The organism is Polynucleobacter sp. (genome assembly GCF_018500155.2).
Classification (GTDB): domain Bacteria; phylum Pseudomonadota; class Gammaproteobacteria; order Burkholderiales; family Burkholderiaceae; genus Polynucleobacter.
In genome coordinates, this window is the sequence record NZ_JAHBAK020000009.1 from 42,819 (window position 1) to 57,138 (window position 14,320).

Here is a 14,320-nt window from a genome sequence, read left to right on the forward strand (position 1 = left end):
CGATGGCTGCATCCTTCCTCATTAATTCTTACCTGATCCGCGTTTTTGATTTTTTGATCATTAACTTGGTCGGTTTATGCACCTTCTTTGCCATCCAGATTTTTAAAGATCCTGAATTGGATTTGCAGCGCTATGCCGCTTTGATGTTGCTCGCCAGTTTGGCATATTTATTTTTAACAAACCGCGCTTATCGTTCTTGGCGTGGTGGAAACTTAATGGCCTTATTTGGACAGGTTGCTAGTGGCGTTTTAAAAACCTGGATTTTGATATTGATTTGGTTGGTGTTTAGCAAATCCACCGAAATGTATTCTCGTTTGTGGCTTGGCTCTTGGGCAGTGATCAGCTTATTCGTATTGTGTGGCAGCAGATTATTTAGTTACGTTTTAATTCGACGTTATCGCAGCAAAGGCGTGAATCTGCGACATATCGCCATTGTGGGATCGGGCGGTACCGCTGATGAAATTGCCCGGCGCATTAATGAATCTTCCTGGTCGGGCTATCGGGTTCAACACCACTTGAGAGATCTGGATGCTGCTAAATTACATGAGCTCGCGAAGCAACCCCTGAATGAAATTTGGTTGGCATTACCAATGGGCGACGGCTCACAAATGCGCATGGTCATGGAGCATTTGCAGATGAGTACTGCCACAATCCGATTTGTGCCGGATTGGTTTTCATTCCGCTTGATTAATCATGGTGTCAGTGAAGTCTTGGGTATGCAGATGATTGATCTGTATGGCACGCCCATGACAGGCATGAATTTATTTCTTAAATCGATGGAAGATTATGTGCTTTCCATCTTGATATTAATTTTCATTAGTCCGCTGATGCTGATATTGGCCATTGGGGTCAAATTGAGTTCTCCGGGCCCGATTCTCTATCGCCAAGAGCGGGTGGGCTGGAATGGCGAAGTCTTCGAGATTTACAAATTTAGAACCATGCCAGTCGATCTTGAAGATGGCAAAGTCGTTTGGGGAGGTTCTGCCAATAAATCGGTTACACCATTCTCAAAATGGTTGCGTTCAACCAGTCTAGATGAATTGCCGCAATTTTTTAATGTACTGCAAGGCAAGATGTCGATCGTGGGTCCCAGACCTGAAAGACCGATCTTTGTTGAGCAATTCAAAAAAGAAATTCCGGACTACATGAAAAAGCATTTGGTGAAAGCCGGTATTACCGGTTGGGCGCAGATTCATGGATGGCGAGGTGACACCGACCTCAATGCCCGTATTGAACACGATTTGTACTACATTGAAAACTGGTCTCTTTGGCTAGATCTCAAAATTATTTTCTTCACTATCTTCCGCGGATTTGTGAATAAAAACGCTTACTAGAGCTTTAAAAACTGCTAGTGAACAGCGCGCTCATTCTTTGGCGCTAAAAGCATGGTGTTTAGTAATGCAATACAGAAAAATAAAATCTCAATCGTATGTTTGCTGCTAACCTCTGCAATAGTGAAAGTGAGCAGTAAATCCGCTGCAATCCATATTGCCACTAAGCGATTCTCAGACTGTGTTTTTAGTGCAACCACTATTGTCGACAGTAATGCACCCAATGTGAAAATGAGCCCTGGAACTCCAAAGGCCAATCCCAGATCAATCCAAGCGCTATGCGAAGAGCGAATCATTGCCTCTGGAAAAGATTGTCGTATGACTTTACCTAGGGAGTGTTCAAGCATTCCATAGCCAAGGGGATTTTGAATAAGTGAGCGGATGCCAGCAGTTGCCCAGGCAGCCCGTTCATAGTTGTTGGGGTACACCTGCTCGCCATTGTCGGTTTTAGGGTAGCCATATTTTTTAACATCTTGCCAATGAGGCACTTCATCAATTTTGATGGCAACACTGACGTCGTCGATGAAGTGATTCCATCCACGGTTGATACTTAAGTGTTGCTGTACAAACAAAATGATGAGTAGCGCAGGAATGAGTGTTGCTAAGCCAACCTTCCAATCGAGTTTTCCTAAACGGATTTGCCGTACTGATTTAGAAATGCCAATAAAGAAAGCCCAGCTTGCCAGCAAAATGATGCCCACGCCAACCCCATTGCGTGTATCAATAATGGTGGTAAAGGCAAAGAGAATTAAAAAGGTGCCTAATACCCAAAAGCAATAGATAGGCCATGCGTATTGAGGGCGATTGTGGAGAAGGGTAGCAGCAGAGGAGCCGCAAACAGCGCTAATAAAGATGCCACCCATCAATACAGTGTTGATCTTATTTCCAAATGGGCTGGTGAAATAATAATTGGGCATGAAGAGTTGCCCAGAATGCGAATACGCTATTAAATAGTGACTAAGCAAGTAAGCAAAGCTACATAAAATTCCAAACCACAAAAATTGTGCTCGTCGAGGATGTTGCTGTAATGCAATCCCAGTTGCCGCTCCGATTAGAAGTGCCTCCAAGACTCTTAACCATGTGCTGGTGAGCTCTTTGAATTGCTGCCCTGGTTCTTGGGTAAATAACAGGTAATGCATGATCACCCAGGCCAACATGCAAATGGACAAAATGATGGGCAAAAATCGTAGTTTGGATTGCTTGAAATTACCTTGGCTGATATTTGCTGTCGGTATTTTGGAATATTGCCTCAGAAGCAATAGGGCGGTGAGGGCGCCAAGCGCTAAAAGCGCATTACGTAAGCCAATCGTATTGGTCAGCGACCAAACAGCCAGCAAGGTACTGCTAATCAGGATAATCAAGGCGCTCAAAAACGAAAAAGAGCGGTTTGAGCCTATAGGTTTCATATAATTCAATAATAACGGCTAAATCGGGAAAATCAGCCTCCCACCCCTTATGGTCCCGCTCGGGGGTCGATAAGGGTGCCATGTTTATAGTGACCGAGTGATGCAAATGCTGAGAATGGCAGATAGATTGGAATGATTCTTTTAACAGGCGCCACAGGATACATAGGCTCACACACTTGGCTTGAATTGCTCCAAGCTGGTCAGCGCGTCATTGGTATTGATAACTTTATTAATTCAAGCCCGAAGGTATTGGCGCGCCTAGAAAAACTCTCTGGTAAAAAATTAGAATTTCTTCAGGGCGACGTTTGCGACCCTGTTTTTTTAGAGTCCGTTTTTCAATCATTTCCCATCAAAGGGGTAGTGCACTTTGCATCACTCAAAGCTGTTGGCGAGTCCTACTCTAATCCTCTTCTTTATTATGAAAATAACATCAGTGGATTGATTGCTCTTTTGCAAGTAATGCAAAAGCATAGTTGCCATCATTTTGTCTTTAGTTCTTCTGCATGCGTATATGGTGATCCAGATGTAAGCCCTGTGAAAGAAGACGCAGATTTGAAGCCGGAAAATCCTTATGGACAGACTAAGCTAATGAGTGAGCAAATATTGCGTGATCTTGAGAAATCAGATTCAAAATGGCGTGTAGCGTATTTGCGATATTTCAATCCCATAGGTGCGCATGAATCAGGAATGATTGGTGAAGATCCAAATGGAATTCCAAATAACTTATCTCCCTTGGTTGCTCGAGTTGCTGCAGGTCGTATGGAGGAATTAAAAGTTTATGGCAATGACTGGGAGACCCCCGATGGCACAGGAGTAAGAGACTACATCCATGTGGTTGATTTGGCTCGCGGCCATGTAAAAGCGGTTGAACATTTGTTATCAGGCAAGCCTTCATTAACGGTCAATTTGGGAACAGGCGTTGGTTATAGCGTGATGGATGTCATTCGTGCCTATGAAAAAGTCATCGGTCGCCCTATTCCTTATCGAGTGACTGATAGAAGGCCTGGCGATGTTGCGCTTTACTATGCCGATCCCTCCTTGGCGCGCGATCTTTTAGGATGGTGTGCTGAACGCAATCTAGAACAAATGTGTGCAGACAGTTGGCGTTGGCAGTCTCAAAATCCAATGGGCTACGAATCCTAATGTCACGGGATTTTGTTCTTTATTGCAAATCGTATCAACGAGATCTACTGCGTGTAAAGCGCTTGCTAGAGTCTGTGCAGAAACATAATGTCGATGCAATTCCTTTTTATATTTCTACCCCTGAATCCGATCGAGAGGCACTCTTTGCGCTTGTAGGCGATAAGCAGAGTTTCCATTGGGTGTCGGATGAATCGATTGTTAGGGCTAATCCTCGCGCACCAAAAGATATTCAGAAAATGAGAAGTGGTGGATTGGCACAACAAGTCATTAAGTCTGAATTTTGGCGTCTTGGGCTGGCTAATAATTACTTATGTATTGATTCAGACAGTATTTTTATTCGGGATTTTTCTAAGAGTGATTTTTTAGCGCCAGATGGCGATCCCTATACCGTTTTGCATCAGAACAAAGAATTTTTTCAGATGGCAACAAATCAAGGTCACCAGCGTGTTGAAAGCGAGCTGCGCACAGAGTCTGAAACTGTTAAATCATTATTTGATAGAGAGGGACCTAATTATTACTGTGCCCCGTCTCCTTTTATTTGGTCTGCAAAAGTATGGGAATCTTTAGATCGTCAATATTTAGAGCCCAAAGGAATGACGTTGTGGGATTTGGTGACGCCCAAACACCCTGAGAGTCTAGTGTATGGAGAAGCATTGCTTAAATATCAAGCTATTCCATTACGAATGATTGAGCCTCTCTTTAGAATCTACCATTATGACTGGCAATACTATGTTTCTCGGCGCATTGGAGAAACAGAGTTAAAGTTGCGGCAAAATTTTATGGGCGTTATTTATCAATCCGCTTGGGAGGCAGAAATGGATTTTGGCGCGCCTGCTAAATCATTGCCATCAAGGGCATTGCGTAGGGTAAAGCGCTTGCTTCGGTTATTGCAAAGCTATTTCTGATATGAGTCATCCTGCAAGTATGACCGAGCATCAATCATCTTCTCGCATGCAGACATCTCAAAAGAAGCCTTTAGTTACGGTATCGATGCCAGCCTTTAACTCGGAGCGTTATATTGCCGAGGCTATTGAAAGTATTTTGGCGCAGACCTATCAAAATTTTGAGTTCATCATAGTCGATGACGGTTCTACTGATAGAACGCGAGAAATTATTGATAGTTTTCAAGATCCACGCATTGTGAAGGTTTATTCAGATCGCAATAGGGGGCTAATTACCACCAGAAATCGTATTGCACAATTAGCAAAGGGCAAGTACCTCGCTCTATTGGATGCCGATGATCGCGCATATCCTGATCGCCTTGAGCAACAAGTTGCTTTTTTAGAGGCCAATCATGCTGACTTGTGTGGTGCTGATCATTGGACGCTCAATCAAGTAACAGGTCAGATTAAGTCTTCAAAGCAACGTCACTCAAATGCTGATATTCACGCATTATTAAGTGTTTGCAGCCCAGTTTGCAACCCTGCCATGATGGGGCGCATAGAAATATTTAGGCAATTTCCTTATAAAGCTTCCTATCTTCATGCGGAGGATTATTGCCTTTGGACCGAAATAGCGCTTGCAGGATATCGATTTGCTAATATAAAAAAGAAACTCATTACATACCGATTGCACTCAACTCAAACAAGCGTAAATCATTTTCAGGCTGCAAGAAATGTATTTTCTGAAGCGCAAGCAGATTATTTGCGTCGCCTCAATATTCCAAAAAAATGTTTGCCAAGAGCGCTACCTTTTTTAAAGCGCTGGAAATATGGGATTCAATTTATGGTGCTGATTAATCAAAAGATTCCTAATATTTCTATTGGGGCCAATCAAGAGTTATATGCCCGTTTCCAGTTTCGAGGCAACGGTCTAATGACTCCATTTACTCGAATGGAGCGCTTATTGGCCGCTTCTTTTTCTAGCCTTATTGGAAGGTTTTAGTTCTTAGATTTAATAGAAATTTTTTGCCACTCAGCTGGCAATAGATTCTTGAGTTCGAGGTTTTGATTGTTGACCCAGTAATTGGGCGCATAGACCATGCCATCCTGGTATGTTTTCAACCAAGCACCCCACCAACTAAGAGTGCTATTGGCAATGATGTGATGTTTGCAAGCAATCATTAATTGCAGTTCCTCTACCGCTGCGTCGCCGGATAACGTGTGTTCAATAAACGTTTTGTCCGAAATATCCTCTAGAGCGTTTTTGGCCCATGCAATATCATCAGAAAATATAAATAGATGCGCTTGCGGCTTTTGCGATCGAATTTCGTCTATGGCGGATAGGTAATAACTGATGGGTAGCACGCCATGAAATTGGGAGGCTGCAGGTGAGTTCACATAATCGCCTCGACGAATATGCACCATCACTGATTCGGTAGATTGGATTTGATCTAAATATTTTTGGTAATGGTTTGAGAGTGGAGATTTGGTTTGAAACTCTTCTCTTAGCTGTTTCTGAATAGATTGAATGTAGGGGTAAGCCTGCCAATATCCTGAAAGATACAGATCTCTATTTCTGATGCCGGTGAAATTGAAAAGTGCTTGATCATAATCAAAGGCGCTTTTCTGATAAATGATTAATGGATTGATTGGTAGACATTTTTGAATGAAACGAGAGATTTTGTTTGGTTTATGAGGAAAGTCTGCGCTAACTAGCGGCACATTTGGAATGTTGAGCAGACCAATTTGCAGCTCTCTAGGAGTATCTCCATGTAACGATCGGTTAAACCAGCTGTGGTTTAGTGCAAAATCGGTTCCATAATGCTTTGCAAGAGCTCTAGCAATCGCATATTGAAACATTTGATTGCCAAGACCCCCTTGAAGGTAGGAATAAATAGTCATAACCCTATAATTAAACCATTAACGCCAGAAATGCTTGTCTTAAGCGTAACCTAATAGGATTGGTTGTCTATGCTAGTTGGAGGGATCGTCGGTTGGGAGGAGGGTCATGATGATCTTTTTAACCCTAATAGCCCCCGCAATCGCGATGACTGCCTTGAGCCATTTCGGGTTCTGAGGTCACAGGCACAGCAAAAAAATATTCAACTGCATACTATTGATGTCTTGCAGCTACAGGACATTCAACCTGACTTTAATCTGTATCTGGAGTCGCTCCCCATCATTCCGATTGCTGGATGTAAAAACTACTTGGTACGTTTTGAGACTGAATTAACCGTACCAATCAATGGTGACCCAAATTATTTGAATCAATTTGACGGTATCTACACCTGGGATCAGGCGCTACTCAGTAACCATTCCCAAAACAAGCTAGCACAGCAGACTAAAGATATTCCCAAGTTTGAGATGCGCTATCCCAATGTACAGCCGTCAGGTTTTCAAGTGAATGCGATAGTCAATCCTGGATTTGCCAATCGCCAAACATTGTGCGTATTAATTGCGAGCAATCGCCATGCTAATGCGATTGATCAGCGCGAGTTGTATTCCGAAAGAGTAAGAGCTATTCGCTGGTTTGAGCGTAATGCTCCACAAGACTTTGCTTTGTACGGTAATGGTTGGAAGGTGCCGCAAAAACGCTTGGGAACCCTAGGTAAGTTGCAATATCGCTTAGAGAAAATTATTCCTTTTATTACAGGTAGCCCGGTATTTAAAAGCTATCAGGGTGTGGCGCAAACCAAATTTGAGATTTATGCCAAGTCAAAATTTAGTATTTGCTTTGAAAATGCGCGAGATATTCCAGGATATGTCACCGAGAAGATCTTTGACTGTTTGTTTGCCGGTTGCGTGCCTATTTATTGGGGTGAGCCAGCCATTGAAAATATGGTTCTAAAAGATTGTTTTATTGACTTTAGGGAGTTCATTTCTGATCCCGATCCCTATAGAGCGCTGTATAGTTATATTAGCGGCATGAGTGAAGCAAGATTCAAGCAATACCAGCAAGCGGGTCATGACTTCTTAATTTCTTCCCAGTTTGTGCCTTTCACTTCACAAGCATTTGCAGAATCTATTTTGAGGCCAATTAAAGCATGATTTTAGTTACAGGCGGAGCCGGTTTTATTGGTGGAAACTTTGTTTTGGATTGGCTTGCCAACCCCAAAGCAGAGGGCATTATTAATTTAGATAAGTTAACTTATGCCGGCAACCTAGCTACTTTGGCTTCTCTTGAAAAAGATTCCCGACATATTTTTGTGCATGGCGATATTGGCGATCGTGGTTTGGTCGGTGATTTGTTAGAAAAATATCAACCGCGTGCCATCGTCAATTTTGCTGCAGAAAGTCACGTGGATAGATCAATCCATGGCCCAGCAGATTTTGTGCAGACGAATGTGTTGGGTACTTTTAATCTCCTAGAGAGTGCACGTGCCTATTGGAGTCAATTGCCTGCAGAGCAAAAAGCAGATTTTCGGTTTTTGCATGTCTCCACTGACGAAGTGTATGGATCCTTGAAGGCGGAGGACCCCCCTTTTTCAGAAACCAATCCATATGAGCCCAATAGTCCTTATTCCGCTTCCAAGGCCGCATCTGATCATTTGGTGCGTGCTTGGTTCCATACGTATGGGCTGCCAGTCTTAACAACCAATTGTTCCAATAACTACGGCCCCTATCATTTCCCAGAAAAGCTCATTCCCCTAGTGATTCTCAATGCCTTAAATGGTAAACCGCTACCCATTTATGGTGATGGTCAGCAAATCCGTGATTGGCTTTATGTGTCAGATCATTGCTCGGCAATTAGACGCGTTCTGGAAAAAGGGAAAATTGGTGAGACCTATAACGTTGGTGGATGGAACGAAAAAGCCAATTTAGATGTGGTGAAAACAATCTGTTCTGTGCTCGATTCTCTAAAACCTAGGGCGGATGCGCAGTCCTATGCAGAGCAGATTACCTTTGTCACAGATCGTCCTGGGCATGATCGTCGTTATGCGATTGATGCCAGAAAAATTGAGCGCGATTTGCAATGGAAGCCGCAAGAGACCTTCGATACTGGAATACGTAAAACGGTACAGTGGTATCTCAATAATCCAGTATGGGTTGAGGGAGTGGTCAGCGGGTCGTACCGTGAGTGGTTGCAAAAGCACTATCAATAACGATTGATTCACTGAACCCTAAACACTTTTTATGCAGATTCTCGTTTTCGGCAAAGACGGTCAGTTAGGAAAAGCATTTCAACAACAGTTTGAACAAACCCCTCTCGAAAAGTTTGGAGTGCAAGTTCAATTGATAGGGCGAAGTGATTGCGATCTTGCCAATCCTCAAGAAATGATTGCGCTATTAGGGCGAGTCAAGCCAAATGTGATTATCAATGCTGCTGCCTATACGGCAGTAGATCAGGCTGAGAGCGAGCCTGAGTTGGCGCATGCCATTAATGCACGTGCCCCACAATTGATGGCTCAATATGCTGTCGAGAATGGCGCCACCTTATTGCACTACTCAACAGATTATGTGTTTGATGGTAGTAAGGCCGGTGTTTATATTGAGAGTGATTTACGTAACCCGCTCAGCCAGTATGGCAAAAGCAAGGCGGCTGGCGAGCATGCTATAGAGGAAGTATTTAAAAAGGCATTCAAAGGTCAATACGCCATTTTGAGAACTAGTTGGGTCTATGGGGATGGCGGAAATTATATTAGGACCATTTTGCGTCTGGCAAAGGAGCGTGAAGCGCTCAATATTATTCAAGACCAGCTAGGTGTTCCCACCTCAGCGCAGTGGCTTGCTGCTATCAGTTTAGATTTCATTTTCAATGATGAATGGGAAATACAAAAAATTACTTCCGGTATTTATCATGCAGTTCCTCCTGGTCAGACGAACTGGTATGAGTTAGCAATTGTGGCCATTAACACCGCTATCGAGGTGGGAGCTTCACTCAAACTCGATCCAAGCAACATTAAGCCGATTCAGGCGATTGAATATCCATTGCCCGCTCCACGCCCTATGAATTCCAGAATGTCTGCCCAAAAGCTCAAAAAGGCGATAGAGGCAAGGGCTGATGTGTCAAAATTGCAGCGGTGGGATACGTCCTGGACTGAGCAAGTTCGGACTTATGTTCAAGCGCTTGTAAAAGAGCAGGTCATTTAAAAGTCTAGTGAGAATGGTTATGGGAACAGGAGCCTTGCAACGAAAAGGCATCATCTTGGCAGGTGGTTCTGGTACGCGCTTGTATCCAGTGACTCAGGCTGTGTCCAAGCAATTGATGCCTGTCTATGACAAGCCGATGGTGTATTACCCATTAACTACACTGATGTTGACGGGGATACGAGACATTTTGCTTATCTCCACTCCCCACGATATTCCTCGTTTTTCTGAGTTATTGGGAGACGGTTCACAGTGGGGTCTCAATATTCAGTATTGTGTACAGCCCTCACCCGATGGCTTGGCGCAAGCGTTCACCTTAGGAAAATCGTTCATAAATAATCACCCTAGCGCACTTGTATTAGGCGATAACATTTTTTATGGCCATGAGTTAGTGAATCAACTACACAATGCCAATCAAAGAGCCAAAGGGGCTACGGTATTTGCCTATCACGTGACTGATCCAGAGCGTTATGGTGTTGTGGAGTTTGATGATCATGCCAAAGCATTGTCAATCGAAGAAAAGCCCATAAAGCCTAGAAGCAACTACGCTGTCACAGGTCTCTATTTTTATGATGAGCAAGTTTGTGATGTTGCAGCAGCCATTAAACCAAGCGCTCGCGGTGAATTGGAAATCACCGATGTTAATCGCTTCTATTTAGACAAAAAAGAGCTCAATGTCGAGATTATGGGGCGTGGTTTTGCTTGGTTAGATACCGGCACACACGACTCATTGCTGGATGCTGCAGGATTTATTGCTACCCTACAAAAGCGTCAGGGCTTGATGGTGGCATGTCCTGAAGAAATTGCTTTCCGCCAGGGCTGGATTACGGCAGAGAGCGTCCAAAAGGTGGCAGCGCAATTAAGTAAAAATAGTTACGGTCAGTACTTAAATAAAATATTGTTAGAGATGCAGCAAGGCAACCCTCCTTCGCTCACGTAAGCTTATTCCAACGAAACCTTGATCGTGTCAAACACTAAACTAAAAATAGAGCAAACCGCTATACCAGATGTCTTGGTAATCGAGCCTAAAGTATTTGGCGATGAGCGTGGCTGGTTTTCAGAATCTTTTAATGCAATAGATTTTGCACAAGCAACTGGTCTTGATATTCAATTTGTGCAAGATAACCATTCTTTCTCCAGACAATGGACTCTCAGAGGAATGCATTTTCAGCAAGAGCATGTTCAAGGAAAGTTAGTGCGTGTGGTCGCGGGATCTGTTTTTGATGTGGTCGTCGACTCACGTCAAGCATCACCGAGTTTTGGAAAATGGGTGGGTGTTGAATTAAGTGCGCAAAATCATCGACAAATGTGGGTGCCACAGGGATTGGCGCATGGCTATTTAGTCCTTTCCGAAACGGCTGAGGTTCTCTATAAAACGACGGATTACTATCACCCCCAAAGTGAAGTATGTTTGGCTTGGAATGATCCTGCTGTCGGTATTCAGTGGCCCCTGCCTCCGGGTGTTTTACCAAACATCAATGCTAAGGATGCAGCAGGATTGTCTTGGGATGCTATTCCAAAGTTCTAGTTGGACTTGGGCTGCATTAAACAGGCGATAATGCCGCTATGAGCATTCATTTGCCTACATTCTCAGATCAGCAAAACACATCACAACCAAACATTCTGTTGGTGAAGTTGTCTTCGCTAGGCGATGTTCTGCATAACTTGCCCATCGTTTGGGATTTGCGCTCACGTCTGCCAAATGCCAGAATCGATTGGGTGGTTGAAGAGGCTTACGTTCATCTTTTAGAGCCTTTACGTAGTCAGCCTGGATTTCGAGGTATTGATCGCATCATTCCTTTTGGCTTACGTCGTTGGAAGCATCATTTACTTAAGCGGGAATCATGGCAAGAATTTTTTGCCTTCAAGAGTGCATTGCAAGAAGTCACCTACGACTATGTGATTGAAACCCAAGGCCTCATCAAGTCAGCTTTGGTCTGTGCCTTGGCTAAAAAGGCGCCTGGTGTCACCGTTGCTGGTATTGGTAATGCGACCCAGTTTTCTGGATACGAGCCTCAAGCGCGTATGTTCTATACACAATCAGTACAAGTGCCAGAGCAATGTCATGCAGTTGATCGATCGCGTTGGGTGATGAGTTCCGCTCTCGATTGGCCACTTATCGGTAGAGAAGAAGCGCCGCAGTTTTATCCTGCAGAATTCGTGAGCGCCATTTCTGCACCCCAGGTTGCAGGCTTAGAAAAACCTTATGTATTGTTTTTTCATTCCACCGCCAGAGCAGCAAAACGCTGGCCCAATGAAGACTGGATTGCTCTAGGAAATGCTCTCACTAGAATTGGCTATCAAGTTGTTTTGCCCTGGGGTAGTGAGTCGGAGAGGCTGGTGAGTCAGGCACTCTGTCAGCAAATACCAGGGTCATTTGTTCCAGAGCGTTTTTCAATTGAAGAGGCATTTTCAGTCATTAGTTCTGCGGCCCTAACGATTGGAGTAGACACGGGATTAACACATTTAGCTGCCGTCTTGGGTAAGCCTTCCATTGAAATCTATTGCGATTCACCACTGTGGAAAACAGAAGGATATTGGTCAAACCAGATTATCAATTTAGGGGATATGCAACATTCTCCGAGTGTTCAAGACGTTTTAACAGCGTCGTTGAAGTTGTTAGCGCAATAAAGAGTTAATTGCTAATAAATCTTCGTCTGAGAGTGTTGAAGCGCTAGCTTTCAATCTAATTGCATTGAGAATGGTGTTGTAGCGCGCTTGCTGCAATTGTGAGCGAGTAGTAAATAAAGTATCCAAGGCAATCAGCACATCAATATTGATTAAGGTACCTACTTGAAAGCCCAGTTTGCTGGACTCTAAGGCTGACTGTGAAGAGCGCTCGGCAGCCTCATAGGCTTTGACGCTCGCCAAACCGCCATAAAAACCAGTAAAAGCGGCACGCGTGTTTTGTGCCGCTGTGCGGCGCGCATTATCAAAGTTTGCTTTGGCAGCATCGACTAAAGCGGCATTTTGTCGAATGACTGCGCTGTTATAGCCACCTGATACCAGGGGAATATTCATCTGCAGGGCAATCGTGTTGTTATACACATTGGTTTGCGCTGGTTGGTAGCTATTCGGTGTGCCATTAGACGTGTTGTAGCCAGTAGTGCCAACTAAATTTAGCGAAGGGTAATTCAACGCTTGTGATGCACGGTAGGTGCTTTCTGCAACAGATACCGATAGTTGGCTGGCGAGCACTTTAAAGTTAGCCGATTCAGCTTGTGCAATCCAATCATCTAAAGTTTGTCCCGGTGGTAACTGTGGATTCACGGTATCACCAACCTCAGCGCTTTTGCTGACTTTGGCAATGGCACGGGGGTCTTTTAAAACGCCATCAATTTTGGCTTCTTTAACCAGTGGTCTGAGAGCTCCCACAGGGTGACCCACTAATTGCTCAAGAACACCACGCTTCACAACCAAGTCTGCCTGCGCAGCAATCTCTTGTGAAGTAGCTAAGTCATAGCTTGCTTGGGCAGTATTGACATCCACAATAGTTGCCAAGCCCGCATCAAACTTTGCTTGTGCTACCTCCAACTGCTGTTTGATGAGCGCTTTTTTATTGCGGTAGAGTTCTACGTTATCTTGGCTCGTGAGCGCATCAAAGTAAGCTTGCGAGACGCGCAAAATTAAGTCTTGTTGCGCTTGATAAAAGTTCATATCCGCAATCTTGGTATTGAGATCGCCGATTTTGAATCCTTCAAGTGCCGCCATATTAAAGACAGGTTGTGTCAATGTGACGGTGTAGTTCTTCTGATCAAATACACGAGAATTTCCAGGACCTGTTTGCACTACTGTGGTGCCAACTCCATGCTGAAAATAACGAGTGCCACCGGGTGTTGCATTTGCTTGAGGCAATAACAGTGCTAAACCTTGCCAATACAGTTCTTTGCTAGCTTGGTAGTTAAAGCGTGCAGCATTGAGGACGGGATCGCTAAAAGCGGCATCCTGATACAAGCGAATCAAATCCGACATCTGACTAGCTTGAGCTGCATTGGTATCAGTATTGCTGCCGCTGACATTAGATGGGGCGGCGACATTAGGTAGGGCAGGTTTTGGCACGCTCACCATTTGGGGTGGCATCTCTAAACCAGTGAGTGACTGTGGGCTCACAGTGGTTGGTAGCGCTGGACGTCCTCCAACGGCGGTCTGGGCAGAAGCGGGACTGAGAGACGCACCCAATCCAAGGGCTTGGATCAGGATCAAACCTAAAAGGGATTGTCTCGAAAGTCTAAAGCGTGCTTCTGTCATGTCATTTCAGCTACTTTTTATTTGTGCCATGAAGTTTAAGGCCAAATTCAGATCCGAGTAGGGATTTGAGAAGCAGTAGGGCATAAATCCCTGTCAACCGTTGGCTTACCTATAAAATTTGCCCATGGATATCATTTTGTTAGCTAAAGCCCTGGTTTTGGGCGTCGTGGAGGGGTTGACCGAGTTTTTGCCTATCTCTAGTACCTGTCTCTTATACACATCT

13 protein-coding genes are annotated in these 14,320 nt (G+C 44.1%); 10 read left to right on the forward strand and 3 right to left on the reverse strand.

What is annotated here, in order from left to right:
* Window positions 1–2: 2 nt before the first annotated feature.
* Window positions 3–1,334, forward strand: coding sequence for an undecaprenyl-phosphate glucose phosphotransferase (locus KIH43_RS01260; protein WP_297716890.1), 1,332 nt, complete (start codon window positions 3–5; stop codon window positions 1,332–1,334).
* Between the two features lie 14 nt (window positions 1,335–1,348).
* Here the strand turns inward: KIH43_RS01260 and KIH43_RS01265 are convergent, their stop codons facing one another.
* Entirely contained in the window at window positions 1,349–2,737 is a 1,389-nt protein-coding gene (locus KIH43_RS01265; RefSeq protein ID WP_297716892.1) for an O-antigen ligase family protein, read from the reverse strand.
* A 132-nt stretch (window positions 2,738–2,869) separates the two neighbouring features.
* Here KIH43_RS01265 and galE point away from each other — a divergent pair, with 132 nt between their 5' ends.
* Genes galE through KIH43_RS01280 form a run of 3 tightly spaced genes read left to right on the forward strand, consistent with a single transcriptional unit; the run spans window position 2,870 to window position 5,764 of the window.
* The gene (gene galE / locus KIH43_RS01270; protein ID WP_297716894.1) at window positions 2,870–3,880 is read left to right on the forward strand and encodes a UDP-glucose 4-epimerase GalE; all 1,011 of its coding nucleotides are present in this window, start codon (window positions 2,870–2,872) and stop codon (window positions 3,878–3,880) included.
* Window positions 3,880–4,785: a DUF6492 family protein gene (locus KIH43_RS01275; protein ID WP_297716896.1), complete on the forward strand. Its 906-nt coding sequence runs from the start codon at window positions 3,880–3,882 to the stop codon at window positions 4,783–4,785. Before galE ends, KIH43_RS01275 begins: the two co-directional genes overlap by 1 nt.
* 19 nt (window positions 4,786–4,804) lie before the next feature.
* A complete protein-coding gene (locus KIH43_RS01280) occupies window positions 4,805–5,764 on the forward strand; it encodes a glycosyltransferase family 2 protein (protein WP_297716897.1) in 960 nt (319 codons plus the stop codon).
* Here KIH43_RS01280 and KIH43_RS01285 read toward each other — a convergent pair.
* A complete protein-coding gene (locus tag KIH43_RS01285) occupies window positions 5,761–6,663 on the reverse strand; it encodes an alpha-1,2-fucosyltransferase (RefSeq protein ID WP_297716899.1) in 903 nt (300 codons plus the stop codon). The two genes, KIH43_RS01280 and KIH43_RS01285, sit on opposite strands and share 4 nt — an antisense overlap.
* 69 nt (window positions 6,664–6,732) lie before the next feature.
* On the opposite strand from KIH43_RS01285, the gene KIH43_RS01290 reads away from it, so the two are divergent.
* The 6 genes from KIH43_RS01290 to waaC are packed head-to-tail and all read left to right on the forward strand — an operon-like array spanning window position 6,733 to window position 12,480.
* Complete coding sequence (locus KIH43_RS01290) at window positions 6,733–7,809, forward strand: glycosyltransferase family 10 (protein ID WP_297716901.1); 1,077 nt, start codon at window positions 6,733–6,735, stop codon at window positions 7,807–7,809.
* Window positions 7,806–8,864, forward strand: a complete 1,059-nt coding sequence (rfbB, locus tag KIH43_RS01295; RefSeq protein WP_297716903.1) for a dTDP-glucose 4,6-dehydratase — start codon at window positions 7,806–7,808, stop codon at window positions 8,862–8,864. The genes KIH43_RS01290 and rfbB overlap by 4 nt, the downstream gene beginning before the upstream one ends.
* A gap of 31 nt (window positions 8,865–8,895) precedes the next feature.
* Window positions 8,896–9,852 (forward strand): dTDP-4-dehydrorhamnose reductase, encoded by a 957-nt coding sequence (gene rfbD / locus KIH43_RS01300; RefSeq protein ID WP_297716905.1) that lies wholly within the window; start codon window positions 8,896–8,898, stop codon window positions 9,850–9,852.
* Between the two features lie 34 nt (window positions 9,853–9,886).
* On the forward strand, window positions 9,887–10,789 hold the full coding sequence (gene rfbA, locus KIH43_RS01305) for a glucose-1-phosphate thymidylyltransferase RfbA (RefSeq protein ID WP_297716919.1): 903 nt from the start codon (window positions 9,887–9,889) through the stop codon (window positions 10,787–10,789).
* 24 nt (window positions 10,790–10,813) lie between these two features.
* Complete coding sequence (gene rfbC / locus KIH43_RS01310) at window positions 10,814–11,377, forward strand: dTDP-4-dehydrorhamnose 3,5-epimerase (RefSeq protein WP_297716907.1); 564 nt, start codon at window positions 10,814–10,816, stop codon at window positions 11,375–11,377.
* Between the two features lie 38 nt (window positions 11,378–11,415).
* Window positions 11,416–12,480: a lipopolysaccharide heptosyltransferase I gene (waaC, locus tag KIH43_RS01315; protein ID WP_297716909.1), complete on the forward strand. Its 1,065-nt coding sequence runs from the start codon at window positions 11,416–11,418 to the stop codon at window positions 12,478–12,480.
* On the opposite strand, the gene KIH43_RS01320 is transcribed toward waaC, so the two are convergent.
* Window positions 12,469–14,097, reverse strand: a complete 1,629-nt coding sequence (locus KIH43_RS01320; RefSeq protein ID WP_297716911.1) for a TolC family protein — start codon at window positions 14,095–14,097, stop codon at window positions 12,469–12,471. The two genes, waaC and KIH43_RS01320, sit on opposite strands and share 12 nt — an antisense overlap.
* Window positions 14,098–14,320: the final 223 nt, after the last annotated feature.

What these genes read in the sequence shown, in the direction of transcription:
- KIH43_RS01260 (WP_297716890.1), top strand. Translation starts at nt 3, where the DNA reads ATGGCTGCATCCTTCCTCATTAATTCTTACCTGATCCGCGTTTTTGAT.
- KIH43_RS01265 (WP_297716892.1), bottom strand. Translation starts at nt 2,737, where the DNA reads ATGAAACCTATAGGCTCAAACCGCTCTTTTTCGTTTTTGAGCGCCTTG.
- galE (WP_297716894.1), top strand. Translation starts at nt 2,870, where the DNA reads ATGATTCTTTTAACAGGCGCCACAGGATACATAGGCTCACACACTTGG.
- KIH43_RS01275 (WP_297716896.1), top strand. Translation starts at nt 3,880, where the DNA reads ATGTCACGGGATTTTGTTCTTTATTGCAAATCGTATCAACGAGATCTA.
- KIH43_RS01280 (WP_297716897.1), top strand. Translation starts at nt 4,805, where the DNA reads ATGACCGAGCATCAATCATCTTCTCGCATGCAGACATCTCAAAAGAAG.
- KIH43_RS01285 (WP_297716899.1), bottom strand. Translation starts at nt 6,663, where the DNA reads ATGACTATTTATTCCTACCTTCAAGGGGGTCTTGGCAATCAAATGTTT.
- KIH43_RS01290 (WP_297716901.1), top strand. Translation starts at nt 6,733, where the DNA reads ATGCTAGTTGGAGGGATCGTCGGTTGGGAGGAGGGTCATGATGATCTT.
- rfbB (WP_297716903.1), top strand. Translation starts at nt 7,806, where the DNA reads ATGATTTTAGTTACAGGCGGAGCCGGTTTTATTGGTGGAAACTTTGTT.
- rfbD (WP_297716905.1), top strand. Translation starts at nt 8,896, where the DNA reads ATGCAGATTCTCGTTTTCGGCAAAGACGGTCAGTTAGGAAAAGCATTT.
- waaC (WP_297716909.1), top strand. Translation starts at nt 11,416, where the DNA reads ATGAGCATTCATTTGCCTACATTCTCAGATCAGCAAAACACATCACAA.
- KIH43_RS01320 (WP_297716911.1), bottom strand. Translation starts at nt 14,097, where the DNA reads ATGACAGAAGCACGCTTTAGACTTTCGAGACAATCCCTTTTAGGTTTG.